Origin of the sequence: Microbulbifer sp. SH-1 (assembly GCF_011326135.1) — a bacterium.
GTDB classification, from domain to species: Bacteria; Pseudomonadota; Gammaproteobacteria; order Pseudomonadales; family Cellvibrionaceae; genus Microbulbifer; species Microbulbifer harenosus.
Map to the genome: position 1 here is coordinate 1261508 of NZ_CP046948.1, position 16066 is coordinate 1277573.

Below are 16066 nucleotides of genomic sequence, written 5' to 3' on the forward strand. Positions count from 1 at the left end.
GCCTGCGAACAGACCGCCATTATGACACCTCATGCGCCCAATAAAGTTAACCTTATGAATTTGACGCAACCCTATTACTACCGCGACCAGTCAACAATTCGCTCAGCTGATTTCGGCGGTGGTGGCTCACCAACAATTGTTCCTGAGCTCGCGTCAAACCAACATACATACGGCGCACATCACCAGCCAAATCAACATCTTCCTCCCCCTGCTGGCTAGATTGATAACTGGCGTCAAGGATAATCACCGTATCGAACTCCAGGCCTTTACTGCTGGGGATCGGCATAATACTGACACTTTCGGAATTTGGGTCATAGCGCTTTTTATACTCGCTGGAAGCGAGCCAGGCGCAAGGAATTCGTTCCTTTTTCAATGCGGCAGCCATCAGCTTCCCCGCACTTCCTCCCGGATACAGCACAGCCATATCTTTCCATGCCTTTCCTTTATTATTCCAGGCCTTCAAACAGCGCACCGCATACTCAACTTCCTCTTCCAGGGTTCCAACGCATTTTACGTAGGGCTCAACACCACTTTTACCTGCTGCCTCGGGCTCAATGAGAGGAATTTCTGAATCAGAATTTTGAGAAAAGTAGTTCTTAGCAAGTTGATACGCGAACGTAAGGATTTCTCGCGTATTACGGTAGTTCAATCGAAGTATTGTAGTGCGCCCCTGAGCCTTGATTCCCACGCTCGACAAGCTAAACCCGAGGCTTGATTTTCGCTTGTAAATAGACTGTGCATCGTCATACAACAGAAGAAGTGAATCCGTCTCAGGGTCAACCATTTGAGAAATTAACGTTAACCACTCGGCCTCAAAATCATGCCCCTCATCAATCAACACAGCCCCGTACTGCCCTTTGGGTATATGCCCCTTCTCAACGGCGTCAATCACGGAAAACACTTGCCGCTCCCAGACAGGAGCATCGATATCCATTAGATCAACGTGGTAAGCTCGCAGCTGTTCGCCACACCAATCGTGAAAATGATAAACCTGAACCTTATTGTTTATCCCCTTTTCAGCAATAAAGCTACGCAACCGGGCAGCAAGGGTAATATTAAAACAAAGCACCAGGATGGGCTTATTTAACGCCTCTGCCAGATAGAGGCATCTATACCCCAAAATCAATGTTTTGCCAGATCCAGCAACACCGTGAACAACGCGATGGCCATCCCCTAAACTGCGGGCCAGTTGCTCTTGCTGGATATCCATGATTTTTACAATATCTGGCATGCTTTCGGCCAATGAGGCCTCCGGCGCATCTTCACCGCCCTCCTCCCCACCAAACAAATTCTCTTGAGCCGAGGCGATACGGATTTCCGGGAATAAATGCCAGCGGATGCGATCAATCTGAGGCAGCGTCAATTTATTGCCGAACTGATAATTGAACATGCCCCATAACCGCTCCTGAAACTCCTCTGCCGTAACGCTATCGGACATTTCATCCTGGCAGATCAACAGATGCCCTGGCAGCAGCTTATGGCGATATTCTTCTGGTATGCCCTTATCAATTTGATTGCGCGTGATATTGGCGAATACCGCACCATACCCGTATGGGAAACATAATTTTCCCTTGTACTTTCCCATAACCTGCTTTAGCTGGGGGTCGCGCTCAAGCACCTGTAAAACTTGATAACTGCACTGCCTGGCCTGCTCAATCGGGTTGCTTACCGTTTTGCGACCGCTAGAGGTTTCAAGATCAAATTCAGCGTGACTAACACGCTTGATGCTGGATGCCTTCCAGTCTTTAACTTCTAAAAAAAGAATGCCTCTTGCGGGATGTAGAATTATGAAATCCGGGTAGCGACGCTTCGTCCCCAAGGGGATGTCAAACCAACAGAGGTAATCATCCTCCAACAATGCTTCGAGGCGCCGAGCAAAGCGCTTTTCGCCGGAGGTCATTTTGGAAAGGCAGGAATTGAGGGATGGGATTAATTTAGCCATAAAGCCCTCAGCCGCGGCGCGTAAAAAATAGCGGCAAATGATCTTCCTTGATTGATACTCGCATATCCATCTCGATTACTGTGCGCTAGCGCGTATTCGCACCGGCAAGTGATTACCGCAAGGGGCAAGTTGTACAACCATAATCGGTGACCTACCACCTTTCGGCACAGCTATCCGATAACTCGGTCAAATATTTATGCGCTCGATAGTATTTGAATTCTTTATCAAGTCAATAACTTAGGTTCTGTTCACTGAATTTGCGTTGGAATCACACTGTTGTCGTGGGTTAAACCATGCACTTCGAACAAATTTTGATCAACGAGTGAGGGATATAAGAAAGGTGAGCTTTTTTTGAGGCGTGGCGGGGGCAGCGCCCATCATTATGTGGTGTAGCTTGCCTATAGTCGGCGCGCGCACCAGTAGGTCGATATCATCTGCGGTGGCTTCCTTACCGTTGAATGCCACAAAGGCAACATTGAGGGTGTGCTGTTGTAGCCAATGATCGCGACATTGACAAAGATCATTGGGATAGAGGCAAGGAACACATTGGGGGATTATAGGCTGCCGCTCACCTTTCACGATACAGCAGCCAGCAGAACCATTAAGCTTTCTTCTGAATGTTAAGCCTAAGATTCGCCTCCCCAGCCAACTCAAGTGCACGATTATACAACGCCGGTCCCATTTTGAAGTTTGTCTGACGCAACCGGTTGAGAAAAGGTGCAATAGTGTAGATTAAATTGCGCTCTTTGGCTTTAAGTAGAACGCCTACCATACCAGTAACTGGGATACCCAGGCTTTCCGCTTCCGCCCTACCAGCTTTTTCGTCGATGACCAGCAAATTGGCCTTCTTCTCAAGGGCCAAACCGATAGCTTGGCTCTCACCGGGATCGAGCTTCCGACTGAACTTTGCGGTCACCTCTTCAAAATTGGATACTCTTTCTACGACGATCCAATTTAAGGTTTTAACCTCTTTCGATCCTGGGTTCGAATCCCCCAGCCGGGTCAATTCCTCATATACAGCCAACGGAATATATATCTGATTAAACAGCGACTTTAACAGTGAAATCGCACCTATTCTCGATAAATAAGTAATTGCAGTCGTGTCACTTACTACGATCTTCCCTGGGGCATTCATACTAAAAGTCCTTTAAATTTTTCAAATCCGTTTCCAGATCGTCCTCATCGTAGTTGATGAATTGTCCGTATTTACCCAGAATGCCGTGGAATTCAATCTCCGAGGATCCGGTGATTTTTCCCCCTTGAACGCCATTAATTTTTTCCAGTTTGTATAGCGCTATCGCCAGAATCTCCAATAATTCCTTTTCGCTAAGCGCTAAACACTCGGCGACGTCGTCATTTACGTCCAATTTCATAAAACTTGCTCTCTTGAAGATAATCGCAGCTCAGGCGGGTTCGATAATATTTAATTTTTATATCAGATCAAAGGTTAAATCCCGTTCAATCCGACTTGGCACGTAATGCTACGAATCGCATTGATCCAGTTCCGCCCAGGTACACATGACGGCGCCAGCACTGGAAAGCTCAGCGGTAGCTCATTGAGTCTCAGACTCCTGGGGGTTCAGGAGTGCTAGATGCCGGATCAAGTCCGGCATGACGAGGCCACAGAAGTTCGGGATTCTTACCCAACCTTCCATTAGGAGGCGCACTCCGCGGTTGGCCCACCATCAACACCTCGGGCACGCCATGACCGTAGAGACCGATGAAATAAAGCTCGGCGCGCCGGCCAGAGCCCCAGTCACCTGTGCCACCTTCACCATGAAAGACGGGCGGCTACACGTGCCTCATCAGCGTGCAATGAAAACGACCAGCCATAGCGCTCACACAACCGCTGAACGATACCCAGGCCCAGACCATATCCGCTAGACGACGGCGTCTCGGTTGGTGTGTGCCGCTCATTGGCTTCACTACTCACTTGATTGGTGACGAATAGCACGCGCTCTTTGATGTGAATCGTGATCGGCCCCTGCCCGTTAAGCGTGTGCTGGAACGCGTTGCGTACCAGATTATTGACCGCAATGGAAAACGCCTGTGAATGGCCGCAGGCAATGGGTTTTGAAAGATCATCGATTTCAACGTCATTTAAGTCGATTTCAACATCGACAAACTTGCCGTTTAACAGATGGCGATGCTGGTCTATTGCCTGGCTTACCAGCGGCATCACTGAAAACTGCTCGTCATACAGCCCATCGTCGGCTTCGCGAGCGAGGCATAAGAACGTTTCAATCGTGGCTTTCATTTCGAAGGTGGCACGCCTCACACGATCGACTACTTTCGCATCGGCCGTTGGCAGGTCGCTCTGCTCCAACAGCTCAAGCGCGCCCATGATCACCGTGATCGGCGTCCGCAATTCATGGCTGGCTGAACCGGTAAAGTATCGCTCCCGCTCTACAAATGCGCTGATCCGCTCAAGGGTCTTTTCGATGGTCTTGGCGAGCACGCCGACCTCATCATCACCGAACCGGCTGGACTCAATGAGCTTAAGATCGTCGGCCGATAGCTTTTCCGGATCGATGTCCGCGACCACTTTGGCGAGTTGCACGACGGGGGCGACCGCTCTGCGCATCACAAGAACACCCAGCCCGAAACCAAGAGCACCAAGCATGCCAACGAGACCGGTAATAAGGAGCAGCCACCACCAATCTCCGGACGACGCAGCCTCAATCCCGGCAACGTCAAAAACCACAAATGCGCGTCGCTGCTCATTGTCGGCAGCCTGCTTTCCATTCTCGATAGATAGCACCGCGACATGCAGCTCTTCGGTTTCGAACTCGTACATTCCCTCATCGGGATTTGTCCACGCCCATTCCCTGAGTGATTCCGGCAGGCTAGCAATCTCATCGTATCCGCGCATGTTCGTGGTCAGCGCGGGATAGCTTTCGGCGGCACGCTTTAGCTGATTCGCCAGCACATGGTCTTCACTCAACTTGATCGCTGAGAAGAACGCGAATCCCCAGGCTACACTGAGCACCGCAACACACAGCGCAAACGCAATAGCGACACGCTTGCGTAAACTGTATCTGTACATTACTGAACACCCTCTGCCATTCGGTACCCGATGCGATGCACCGTATGAATAAGCGGGCTATCAAACGGCCTATCGATTGCCTGCCGTAGTTTGTACATGTGCGAGCGAAGCGCATCACCATCGGGGCGTTCGTCAGCCCACAGCAAGGTTTCGAGATCATCGCGGGCCACAACCGCCGGTGCCGCTTCCATCAGCCGTTGCAGCAGCCTTATACCCGCAGGGGTGAGATCTATGAGCTGCCCTGAGCGATGCACTTGCAGCGTGGACTTATTCATCGTCAGGTCACCTACCGTCAACAGATTGGCAGTTTTGCCGTGACTCCGCTTGTACAGCGCCTGCAGCCGCGCATGCAGTTCCTGCAATGCGAACGGCTTGACAAGATAGTCATCGGCACCCACTTCGAACCCCTTGAGTTTATCGTCGAGCGTGTCTCTCGCGGTCAGCATCAGCACGGGCGTATCCACTTCGGCATCGGCTCGCAGCTTTTGGCAGAAACTCAGTCCATCCATCCTTGGAAGCATCAGGTCCAGAACAATCACGTCGAACGGATTGGACAACGCCAGGTGCATAGCGCTTATTCCGTCATAGGCAAAATCCATAACATAGTTATGCTTGTCCAGATAAGCGGCAATGTTCTCACAAATATCGCGGTTGTCTTCGACAATCAACACTCTGATCGGCGTCGCACCTAGCGTATGTACCATCCCCTACCCCCTTACCCGGCACGATTTACCAAGCCACTATTTACCGGGCACGAATTACCAGGCACGATTTACCATGCATAGTCCAGCCGCAGACCAATAAGCGGTTCGGCCTCGCTTTCGTCTTCCACTTGAACACCTCGACGGTAGTCAAACTCCGTATCATCACTCGATGACGCCGCCGTCAGGTTGATGACATCGAGAAAGGCGGTTGCGTCCACGGGGCCAAAGGCACGTCGGTAGTCAACGCGAACGTTGAACATACCGGAACCACTTTTGCGGCCAACATTGCGCTCCGTGATCTCTTTTGAGTAGCGCAGAGGTTGCCCGGCGCCCAGCACGTCGGCATGGATAATAAACGCATCGTCCGGCCTGCCGGATAGATATTTATAGCGCCCGGCGACCTTCCAGCGGTCGCTGATTTCCCAGGTCAGGCCGAGGGTAGCGACATGCTCGCGGCTGAAGTCAGCGGCCACGGCACCGCGACCGTCTTTGCGGTCCACTTCGGCATCGTTATAGGAGTACGTCGCGGTAGCGTAAATGCCCTCGCGAATCGTAGCGTTGGCCACCACATCGACACCATATGACGTGCCGTCACCAATGTTGGCAAAGGTGCCGCTTGCCCGGTCAAGGTCTACCACCAGCTTGTCGAGGTTTTGATAATAGGCTTCCGTCAACACCGACCAGCTGTTGTTCGGGAAATACTCAAAACCGAGGCTGGCGTGTGTGATTTCTTCATTCTCCAGGTTGTTCGACTCGTTTGCGGCAAGCTCTAAAAACCGTGGTGACTGATGAAAGAGCCCTGCCGTCGCAAAATATCGAATCGTATTGCCCGGCCGCCAATTGACGCTGAACCTGGGGGACGCGAAGCTTTGGTCGGCAAAACCGTCCTGCTCTAACCGTACACCGGAGCGAAAATCCCAATCTCCAAGCTCAAAAACCTGCTCTACGTAACCTGCGTAGCTCGTTGCTTTCTCATTCAGTGAAGAATCGAGGTTTTCGGGCGTCAGCACAATATAACGCTGATCAGGGTCTGGCCTGAAGTCATCGTCGTCGTAGACAAACCGGATCCAATCGCCATCCAGTACGGTGTTATAGTCCAGTTCAGTTTGGGTCACGCGGACACCGGCACTGAACACACCCCACTGATTCACCGTCTCGAAGTCGCTTCGCCAGCCGATCTCTTTCTCGCCCTCACCGATGGTAATAATGTCTTCCCGCACCGGAAAACTTGACGCGGGCGACCCCTCAGGTACCAGATCCGGAAAGGATTCCCCCTCTGAACTGATCTTGTCGCTAATGCGGTAGAAGATCTTGTTGGTCCACACAGCCTCTTCACCGACTAATGATCGCAAAGTGAAACCGTACAGATCACTATCCTGTTCAGAATATTGAAGCGCAGCATCCTCGAAATTGGGCGAGTAAAAAACGTGGGTCACATCGCGATAATAGTCTTCGTGGGTGTCTATCAAGAGCACTTCGAGCGTGTGGTTCTGATTGACTGGCACAACCGACTTTACGATGACGTCCCTTAAGACCGGCGCTCCAATATCGAGCTCTTCGATTGTTTCAAAAAAGGAGCCGAAGTCTAATCGGCGCGCAGAAACGAGCAAGGTAGAGTCTTCCGTGATACCGGCAGGACCATCGTAACCGACTTCATAGCCGGCAATATCGAAGCGCAGACTCGCCGAAGGGCTTGGGTTGCCATCGGCGACTTCCAGTTTAAGTAACGATGCAGCCCGGCCACCGTAAGCCGCACTCCATCCACCCGGTGAAAATTCTGCACCACTGATAACGTTGGGGGCGAAAATCGAGAAACGGCCGCCGCCACCGACATCTTCCTCTTCGCCCAGCGTCGCATCAAAGTGTACCGCCTTATCGAAGGGAAAATCATCCACGAACAGTAAGTTATCCCTCGGGCCACGGCCGCGTACGCTAAAGCTCGCGAACTCACTGGCGGATGCCAGGCCGGGTAAGCCATCCAGCGAGAGCAGAGGATCTGAGCCACCGCCGACAGCACTTCGCAACGCCTCCCTATCCAGGTAGGTGCTGCTAGCGGATGCCAATGCATCGGCTTGCTGTGCCCGAACCTCTACCTCTTCAATGGCCTGCTCTCGAAGTTCGAATTCAATTTTGAGATTCTTGCGGGTAACCACGCGCACGCTTGGCTCATACGTGGAATTGAACCCACCTTTGGCCACATTCACCGAGTAGAGACCGGGGTCGAGCAGCTCAATGACAATCCGACCTTTTTCATCGGTTTCCACAGTTCGCATGGTATTGGTTTCCCGCTCCCTGATCTTGATCTGCGCGGATGAGAGTGGCCGGTCCGTATTCTGATCCTTAACGACGATCGTCAGCGCACCGGGCGCCTCTGCTGCGTGGGTATACAGTGGAGACCCCATCAACAGCGCCGATAGAGTCAAACCCGATACCTGCCGAAATTGCCTGCTCATATTGTTGAACGAAGCCGCTACGCGGCAAAGCTCAACCCCCAGTAAATAAAGATAATTCCCCTACGTGCTCACCCCCGAGCACGACAACTAGGGGAATATCTTTATGAACAAAGCACAGCAAAAACGATTCGATTCACTGTACCGAAAACATCTTAGCGCACTCAAACGACAGGGCAAAGCCGACTCAACCATTGATCTTTACAGCCGTGCCATACGGCGCGTCTGCGAGTATTTTGACAGCCCACCCGACACCCTCACGCAAGAGCAGCTTGAGGGCTATTTCGAGTCCCTCATCAGCACCCACTCCTGGTCAACGGTGAAGGTGGATCGCAATGGCCTGCAGTTCTTTTACAAGCATGTACTTAAGCGCGACTGGCAGTGGGTCGATATTGTCAAACCACCTCAAGAGAAGCACCTCCCCGACGTGCTTACACTCAAAGAGCTGGAGCGATTGATCAATGGTACCCGCGAGCGGTATAGTGGACCCCAGATCTGAGACACCCAGAGCACTGTAGTTTAAGCTGTCACCCAAAGAGGATGATAGCCATGAGTGAACGCAAAAAACGTACAGCCCACAAACCAGAATTCAAAGCCAAAGTTGGCTTGGAGGCCGTGCGGGGTATCAAGACGATCAGTGAGATCGCACAGGAGCACGGAGTGCACCCTGTCTTGGTCGGACAGTGGAAAAAAGAGATTCTGGCAAATACCAGTGCACTGTTCGAGACCAAGCGAGGCCCAAAGCCTACCAAGGATAACGACGGCAAGGAAGATCGTTTGTACGGCGAAATAGGTCGCCTGAAGATGGAGGTCGACTGGCTCAAAAAAAAGTTGGGCGAGTGAGTCGGGAAGCGCGGCTGGGCTGGATTGACAAGGCAGATGAATTACCGCTGAAACGCCAGTGTGAACTGGCGGAAGTATCGCGTGCCACTACGTATAGGCAGCGGGATATTGTGAAGCTGAATGCCGATGCCAATGATCTCTTGCTATGTCGCCTGATAGATGAGGAGTATACAAACCGTCCGTTCTACGGCAGTCGACGGATGGTGGTTTTCCTGCGGAGACAAGGCCACCAGATTAGCCGCAAGCGTGTTCAGCGCCTGATGCGACAAATGGGTCTGGCGGGTATGGCTCCGGGACCGGCGACCAGCAAGAAGCACCCAGAGCACAAGGTGTACCCATATTTATTACGCGGTGTTCCGATCACCCGACCAAACCAGGTATGGAGTACTGACGTGACGTATATCCGTCTGGATCGGGGCTTTGCTTATCTGGTGGCGATTATCGATTGGTATAGCCGTAAAGTGCTGTCCTGGCGCATTAGCAACAGCATGGATGCCGCCTTCTGTGTTGATTGCCTGGAGGATGCTTTGCGGAAATACGGCAAGCCTGAGATCTTCAATAGCGATCAAGGTTCACAGTTTACGAGCCGCGGGTTTACGGAGGTGCTCAAGCGCGAAGAGGTGTCGATCAGTATGGATGGTCGTGGCCGAGCTCTGGACAATATTTTTGTCGAGCGGTTGTGGCGAAGCGTCAAGCATGAAGACGTATACCTGAAGGGCTACGCCAGTATGGGCGAGCTGATTATCGGCATAACGAATTACTTTGCCTTCTACAATGCTGAGCGGCCACATCAATCGCTGGGGAACAAAACTCCGAGCGAGGTATACGTCAGCGGACAGGGTGGTGGAGCAATGATCGTGGATAAATTTGGTGGATCAAAGAAGAAGTCTACGGGGTCACCGGACTGCGAGGGAGCTCCCTCGCCAGCGGCAACAGGGCAGCGCTGTTCAGCTGTGAGTGAGGAGATGATTGCAGCTTAAACTCTGTGGGAAAAGTGTCTTGCCAATGGGGTCCACTATACAGTCATCGTGGGTTCTCTAGCTGCCTCCTCAACACCCCGACCTGTAAAGCAATCGCATGGAAAAAATGCCACTGCTGCGACAGCGACCGCTGCAATTTTGCTTAAGACAGCTTGAAATAAAGAGTAGCCATTATACGACCAGAGAAAAGCCGAGATAACGCAGAGAGAGCCAACGAATACATTTCGGGCGTTATCCGTCAAATGATATGACAGGCTAATCGAGCTGATACTGACGCCAGGCGTCAGCAAGTCCGTGAAACTCGCAAGTGACAAAGCGATAAACCCCACGATGAATTTAGCCGTGTGGTGATCAATCTCTGTGTCTAGTGGCTTCGTCTCCATGAACCCAGCCTCATACGTTTGGAGTTACCAGCAGGTGGACGTGGTTGGTCATCAACACCCAGGCATACTGTTTCAGCCAATCGGCGCAGGCGATCATGTCCTGCTCTGAACAGAAGCAAACCTGCCGGTTGTTGCCCCGCTGTATAACATGCTGCGGGTCCGAGGCGCGGCAACCCGGCCATCTAACTTTCCCTTCCCTTTTTGCTATGACCATAGACTAATGGATGGAAAACTCAGTTGGTGGTAATGGCTGTCATAATGTTGATCTGACCCCATTTATTTTTTTGAAGCGTTGGAATTTTCCGCTTCTTCAAGCCTTTTTAACGCAAACTGCCCTCTTTCAGACACCGAAGGCGATTTATCCGAAGCAAACTGCTCTGCAAATCCTCTAGCGACAGCACTTAAACTTGGCAGCTCTCGTATCAGAATTTCGGCTGAAACTCGCCTAACGATAGGCGAGCGATCAACAGAAGAGTTCTTTAACAACTCAAACAATGGAGTTTGAACCGTTACTTTTTTCTCAGCGAGGACCGGTACTAGCCTTCCTTCACAGTAGCGAATATCAGTCCACTTCCACGTACGGCCCTCAATCCACGCTATTCTCCCTTCAAACAGACTGCGGTATGCCTTAGCTCGGACCGAAGGTTGAACGGCAAGAGCAGCAATTTCTTCGATGTACTCGTCAAGAATCGGCGTGCGGCCAAGCTGGGAAAGTAGAGATGACATAGGCCCAGTTGTTGATGAGATCAGCTTATTCCTGAGCGAAGCTGCTATTTTCTCTTTGCAAATAATTTGCAAAAGAACATCTTTGTCTATTTCTTCAATCCTGCCCCACGAGTTCCAACTGGCAAGCGCAACACAAAGTGCCTCCACCACGTATACTGGATCTGTCGCCTCTGCTAATTCTGGTAGCTTTTCCCTGGCAGCCTCACGGACCTGCGGTACCCAATCATTAAGCCTGCGAACTGCTAACGAGAAGAAGAATGTATTTGGTGCCGCACCGACCAGAGCCCGTAGAGCACGCTCACGTCGGTAACCATCCCAGCTAATCAGGTCTAACCAAGTTAGCAATTCAGAAGGTCTTGACCACACTTTCCATTTTGGTGGAGCAGACTCTCTTAGGGCTACAGCAAACTCTGATCGGATTAACCGCTCCCACTGATTAAAACCAGAAAGGGGCAGTTGCGATGTCAAATCAATTAGCGATGTCATATCAGCTGCAACCTTGCCCCCCGAATTTATCGACTTGGCAAACTCCCTTACAGCTGACTTAACGTTATCTTCCATAATCTCAAGTTGCTACATCATCAACAATTGGGGTCAGATTACCATTTTGGTACCACATGTCATAAACAAAATAGACGCCAAGATATTGATCTGACCCCACTTATTTTGATCTGACTCTATTTATTTAGCCATCATATGCCTCTGGCAAACTCCTCCTCCGACTCTCTCTTTTTGTTCATTGCGATATCTCTATCAATCATATCGATGAATTCTTTAGCCCACTGCCGAACATTTTCCGACTCATGATCCAGCATTGGCGCTAATGCAGCCTTATCATCTTCCAGCCCAGGAATTATTGATCCCGTCCACGATCGACTGTGGAAATTTGCTCCAACCTCACTTAGAAAGTCCGCATTTTTTCCAAACACATCCACCAACTCAACAAATAAACTATTGGGGGCCTTTACGTATTCATCCTTATCATTGTCAGAGGCACCATCTTCCACTTTAACTTTGTCGAAAAGCCTCAGAGACCTGATGACATACATTAAAGCACTTCTATTCTTGCACCATTCAATTACAACATTACTATCAATTAAAGTGAAAATACTATTAGTCTTCTTTCTACCTTCTCTAGCGCTGCCGAACAGTTCTCGGAGTTTGAAACACTGTCTCGCATCAGTAATCAAAAGCACTTCTTCACTAAATTCAGGCCATATATTTTCCGCATAACGCTCAAATGCCATATACAATGCTGGATGCAAAATATCCCACAAGTCTGAAAAATCAATTTCGAAGCTTTTCACCTGGTCAACTAAGAACGCGACCAAACGCCGAGCGAATTGAGGCGAGTCATTTTTTAGCAGTTTCTCAACTAACTTTAGCCAATGGTAACCATCATGATTGCGCACCTTATTTTCTTGTACAAAAGATACATTAAGGATTAACGCCTCAAATTGAGGCCGCAATTTATCAAAGTCATAGTCATCACGACCGAAAATATACATGTTCAATATGTCTAGCGCAGCCCAGGCCGCTTGGGGACCAAGCTCAGACAACTCATTACAAAAATATATCACCTGCTCTTCGGAAAGGTGATTTACTGCTCCACCATAAGCGAAGAAAGTAGCATTATATGCTTCTAGATTCCCTTCTCTAATTAATTTAACAAGGGTATTTAACTGCTCCATCGAGCACACACCTGTACGAACCGCACTCGGATAATGCTTAACCAGTTCTTCTTTTGATGCGAATACCGTTACGTAATCGACCCAAAGATTACTATCACAAACATATATACCTGAAAGAAATCCTGAAACAAATTCAAATCTAGCGTTATCCAGCTTAGCCAACACTCTTTTAATTAAATTAAAAAGTTTTTCAGTCTCCAGCCCGAAGAATTTTTTTGCAATCTCTCGACCAAAAACTCTTGATTGTTTTTGCTCCCCAAACAATAGAATGAATTCTATATTTTCATATAGTTCATCTAGTGATCGTATAGAGTTCGCAAACTCTACAGCATCCTTTTCAGCCACATCGACAAACTCCCCCTCTTCGTTTTTGAAAAACTCACGAGAAGGATCAAGCACAATTAAAGTAATCTGCTCTTTAAAATTATCCTTATCAGGCGACAATAAGGCTTGCCACTTGTAAATTGCATCCAATTTATCTTGAGGCATATCCTCAGCGTCATATTCCAGAACATGAACAATCGACCGACTTGCCTCTGGCCAATATTTACCCCCAATTTCGATCAGCCTTGTGATTGTATCATCAAGAGTATCTGTGAAATTAAATCTAACCAGCCCACGAACTCCATTTCCGACAACCTTTCTAACTTTCTCTAAAGCATGCTCTTTCTCTGCAAGTGCCATTAGAATTGAAAACAATTCTCCCCAATAGTGATATATTTCTTCATAGGTACTAGGCAGCCACTCTTTCAACTCAGGTTTAGTTCCCTGAAATTCTGCTCCAACAATTCTGGTACCACCGTGGGCAGAAATTGCTGTCTTTATTGTCTCAATAAGTACTAAGTCAGATTTCTTATTATTAAGTGAAAGCGCTCTATTTAAAAGTTTTAGTCGCTGATCAAAGTCAGACTCAGTCCCTGAAAGCTGCCATCTAAAAAGTTGCGCAAACTGACCTATAGCGTTGTTGCTAAACGACTCATTTTCATAACAAGCGAGCTTGAACAAACACCACGCAGCCTTCTCAAAATAGGACTTATGGAAGCAAAGCATTTCCAATGACCAAACCAGGTTACGTCGAACATCACCTTTGATATCCGAAATAACAGAATCATCTGATGATTGAAAAATTCTATATAAAGCTTCACTTGTAGCACTGGGGTTCACTTCAACTAAAGAGCGGAAGAGCCGAGAACCCTTCTTAGAAAACAACAATTCCGCTTGGCCGAAAGGGCGCGCCTCCTCCAGAAAGCTTTCAACAAACGACTGCACGTTTGCTGAACTATCAAGATACTTAATCTGTGTGCAAAAGCTCTCAAACATAGCTGAAGGGATATTGGAGATAAGATCGGCTTGTCGCTCAAACAGACTGCTCTCCCACCATTCAACAGCAAGATTTAATGCCAGAGGCTTCGGGACTAATCTAGCGAACACCCCAGTACAATTTATAATCTCTTTTTCAGAAAATTGAGTAATCACCTGATCAAAAGATCGACTACTAGTTCCGGCTATTCTATTCAAGAAATCAATTGGCGACTCAGATTCACCCTTGTGAATACTGGTATATTGGAAATAATCAAATAAAGAAAAAACTTTCAGTAACTCTCGGCTTTCATCCGCAAGATTTCCATCCCCGTTTATAAGTTTTTCTACCAAATCTCTTTCTGTAAAATTGGCTTGAATACTTCCCTCTTCCAATAATTGGGTTGTGATCATTTCTGCAAGTAAAGGAAAGCCCTCTACAAACTTCCTTATTCTCTCAACCTTAGAATTATCCGCATCTGGTAGTATTGAGCCAATTAGCTTTTTTACTTCATCTTCGTGAAGCCGCTCCAATTTGATATGCGCTGAACTGTGAACGCGGTCATGATAAAAACCGACAGTAATAACCTTAAGCATGCTTTCCGCGGTATCAAAAAGCTTTTCAAGCCTATCGTGAAACAATACCTCACATGCCTCTATTATCACTAAGCCCGTACAACCTGCATCTACGGTAGACTTGACGCTTTCAAAGATTTGACGTTCATTCTGAGAAGCGTCAAAAATTAGAATTTCATCCTCCGCTATTTTGAATCGGTTTATATATTCAATAATTAACCTGGTTTTTCCTAGCCCTGAAAGCCCGGACAACCTTACTAAAGGCTTTTCACTTTCAAAAGCCTCAACTAAAGCCTGAAAGGCAGATTTTCTGGCTTCATCCTCAACATAATTCAACGCGTGTTGCCTATCAAACCTCCTCCACTCTTTAAATGTCCTTGCAACATCAGGAATACTATCGGTTATTTTCTTCTTTTTTTTTATGAAATCCCTAAGAACTCTAAAGGAAATATCTTCACTCGACTTTGGTTTGACTATATTAATATGGCCTGCGTCGGGTATGCTTTTCACAGGATGCTCGCGAAAGATGCTTTTTACGCTGTTTGATTTAACAATTGCATCCCGTCCAGCAAAAACACTTAGGATATCAAAATGGTTATTCAACTTTGCATAAGACCATGCATCATTCATTTCTTCAACATAGCTAGAATCTTTACACAAAGCTTTTAGCTTATTATTCCTAAAAGCAATTTTACTAGCCAAGCTTGCCAAACCAGCTCCATCTTGAGGGACCGCATAAAAGCACAACTTTTTAATATTATGCTTTTCACCTTTCATGTGCAGGTTTAACAGCATCTTCCTTATTACTAGACCACCTAAACTGTGACCCACTAAAACTATGCTATCTTTTTTTAGGTCATACCGACTTTCTATTTCTGTTAGCAACCCCTCAGCCAAATGGTGAATCGTTGGACTCACTCCAATTAGCGGTAAATAGCATGTGGAATATCCGTACTGCGCGATGTTGCAGTTTATGTCTGGATCCGCGCCCAACAACTGAGGAAACTTCCCCCAAGTACTTTTCATATTCCCCATGAATCCATGGACAAATACAACTTTTTCCGTCATCGAAATTCCTTAAAAAATTTCGTCCCAGGCCACATTTAAGTTTCTAAATACTAAATTGGGGAAAAAATTCCTTTTGACTCACTTCTCGACAAATGGAGTCAGATCACCAATTGGGCACCTCTTTCACCCAATCAAATTAACCTTACACAAGTGACGCACCACATTACTACCGCGAGGCGATATACATTGACTAAAACTCGCATATCCAACTCGATTACAGTTTCCTGGCGCGTTTTCGTATTGGCAATTGATTCCCACAAAGGGTGGAGATTTTTATTCATATGCAGTGTATGCATCACCTTTCGACGAAGGATACTGATATCTCCGTCAAATATTTCTGGACCCGATAGTATTTGAA

At 48.2% G+C, this 16066-nt stretch carries 9 protein-coding genes and 1 pseudogene; 2 read left to right on the forward strand and 8 right to left on the reverse strand.

Features of this window, described 5'->3' with window-relative positions; translation table 11 throughout:
• Positions 1-52: 52 nt before the first annotated feature.
• The 6 genes from GNX18_RS05595 to GNX18_RS05620 all read right to left on the reverse strand — a co-directional run bounded on the left by GNX18_RS05595 (position 53) and on the right by GNX18_RS05620 (position 8145).
• Entirely contained in the window at positions 53-1942 is a 1890-nt protein-coding gene (locus GNX18_RS05595) for a 3'-5' exonuclease (RefSeq protein ID WP_166216038.1), read from the reverse strand.
• Positions 1943-2543: 601 nt separating this feature from the next.
• Positions 2544-3077 (reverse strand): DUF3368 domain-containing protein, encoded by a 534-nt coding sequence (locus GNX18_RS05600; RefSeq protein WP_166216041.1) that lies wholly within the window; start codon positions 3075-3077, stop codon positions 2544-2546.
• Position 3078: 1 nt separating this feature from the next.
• Positions 3079-3315: a UPF0175 family protein gene (locus GNX18_RS05605; protein WP_166216043.1), complete on the reverse strand. Its 237-nt coding sequence runs from the start codon at positions 3313-3315 to the stop codon at positions 3079-3081.
• Between the two features lie 398 nt (positions 3316-3713).
• Positions 3714-4988: a HAMP domain-containing sensor histidine kinase gene (locus GNX18_RS05610; protein ID WP_166216046.1), complete on the reverse strand. Its 1275-nt coding sequence runs from the start codon at positions 4986-4988 to the stop codon at positions 3714-3716.
• A complete protein-coding gene (locus GNX18_RS05615) occupies positions 4988-5665 on the reverse strand; it encodes a response regulator transcription factor (RefSeq protein ID WP_166220392.1) in 678 nt (225 codons plus the stop codon). Before GNX18_RS05615 ends, GNX18_RS05610 begins: the two co-directional genes overlap by 1 nt.
• Before the next feature lie 95 nt (positions 5666-5760).
• A complete protein-coding gene (locus GNX18_RS05620) occupies positions 5761-8145 on the reverse strand; it encodes a TonB-dependent receptor (RefSeq protein ID WP_166216048.1) in 2385 nt (794 codons plus the stop codon).
• Positions 8146-8248: 103 nt separating this feature from the next.
• Between GNX18_RS05620 and GNX18_RS05625 the strand changes: the two genes are divergently transcribed.
• Together GNX18_RS05625 and GNX18_RS05630 are read left to right on the forward strand one after the other, a co-directional pair.
• Complete coding sequence (locus GNX18_RS05625) at positions 8249-8641, forward strand: site-specific integrase (RefSeq protein ID WP_166216051.1); 393 nt, start codon at positions 8249-8251, stop codon at positions 8639-8641.
• A gap of 50 nt (positions 8642-8691) precedes the next feature.
• Positions 8692-9872: pseudogene (locus GNX18_RS05630) on the forward strand (IS3 family transposase); the annotation flags it as partial.
• A gap of 752 nt (positions 9873-10624) precedes the next feature.
• Here GNX18_RS05630 and GNX18_RS05635 read toward each other — a convergent pair.
• Both GNX18_RS05635 and GNX18_RS05640 read right to left on the reverse strand, forming a co-directional pair.
• On the reverse strand, positions 10625-11635 hold the full coding sequence (locus GNX18_RS05635) for a hypothetical protein (RefSeq protein ID WP_166216053.1): 1011 nt from the start codon (positions 11633-11635) through the stop codon (positions 10625-10627).
• A 131-nt stretch (positions 11636-11766) separates the two neighbouring features.
• Positions 11767-15708 (reverse strand): hypothetical protein, encoded by a 3942-nt coding sequence (locus tag GNX18_RS05640; RefSeq protein WP_166216056.1) that lies wholly within the window; start codon positions 15706-15708, stop codon positions 11767-11769.
• Between the last annotated feature and the right edge of the window lie 358 nt (positions 15709-16066).

Bases quoted from the DNA above. Each gene is read 5' to 3' on its own strand.
- GNX18_RS05595 (WP_166216038.1), bottom strand. From the start codon at position 1,942: ATGGCTAAATTAATCCCATCCCTCAATTCCTGCCTTTCCAAAATGACC.
- GNX18_RS05600 (WP_166216041.1), bottom strand. From the start codon at position 3,077: ATGAATGCCCCAGGGAAGATCGTAGTAAGTGACACGACTGCAATTACT.
- GNX18_RS05605 (WP_166216043.1), bottom strand. From the start codon at position 3,315: ATGAAATTGGACGTAAATGACGACGTCGCCGAGTGTTTAGCGCTTAGC.
- GNX18_RS05610 (WP_166216046.1), bottom strand. From the start codon at position 4,988: ATGTACAGATACAGTTTACGCAAGCGTGTCGCTATTGCGTTTGCGCTG.
- GNX18_RS05620 (WP_166216048.1), bottom strand. From the start codon at position 8,145: ATGAGCAGGCAATTTCGGCAGGTATCGGGTTTGACTCTATCGGCGCTG.
- GNX18_RS05625 (WP_166216051.1), top strand. From the start codon at position 8,249: ATGAACAAAGCACAGCAAAAACGATTCGATTCACTGTACCGAAAACAT.
- GNX18_RS05635 (WP_166216053.1), bottom strand. From the start codon at position 11,635: ATGGAAGATAACGTTAAGTCAGCTGTAAGGGAGTTTGCCAAGTCGATA.
- GNX18_RS05640 (WP_166216056.1), bottom strand. From the start codon at position 15,708: ATGACGGAAAAAGTTGTATTTGTCCATGGATTCATGGGGAATATGAAA.